Raw genomic sequence first — 551 nt, forward strand, 5'->3', positions numbered from 1 at the left:
TTTCTGGTGTGAGTGCTGGATCACTCTTAGAAGACTCAAGCGAAGCGGTTAATGGCTCACAGCTTTTTACCACCAATAAAAATGTTACTACAGTTGCTGAGCATACAGCAAAATATTTGGGCGGAGGTGCTAAGTATGAGAGTGGAGAGTGGACTGCTCCCACTTTTAAGGTTAAGACCGTTAAGGAAGATGGTAGTGATGTTGAAGAGCAGAGCTATGCAAGTGTTGCGGAAGCCTTTGAGGGTGTAGGTACTTCTTTCAAGAACATTCATAAAGAGATTACACAAAGCAATACGACGGTTACTGAAAACATTAAGCAGAATGCGTTGATGTGGGGTGAGAAAGAGGGAGCCTTTGTAGCCTTGCATGGAGAAGAAAATAGTAAAACCAATAGCAAGATTAAGTATCTTGCGAATGGAGACATTACTGTAGACTCAAGTGATGCGGTTAATGGTTCACAGCTTTATTCCATGAATAAGATGTTTGCGGAGTATTTTGGTGGAGGTGCTGGCTATAATGATAAGGGCGAGTGGAGTGCTCCAAGTTTCAAG

General features: G+C 42.5%; 1 pseudogene. It reads left to right on the forward strand.

Features of this window, described 5'->3' with window-relative positions:
- Window positions 1–551 (forward strand): annotated as a pseudogene (locus ACFIKJ_RS09710) (hypothetical protein); the annotation flags it as partial.

This window comes from Bartonella sp. PS7NMGDW, assembly GCF_042193585.1.
Classification (GTDB): Bacteria; Pseudomonadota; Alphaproteobacteria; order Rhizobiales; family Rhizobiaceae; genus Bartonella; species Bartonella grahamii.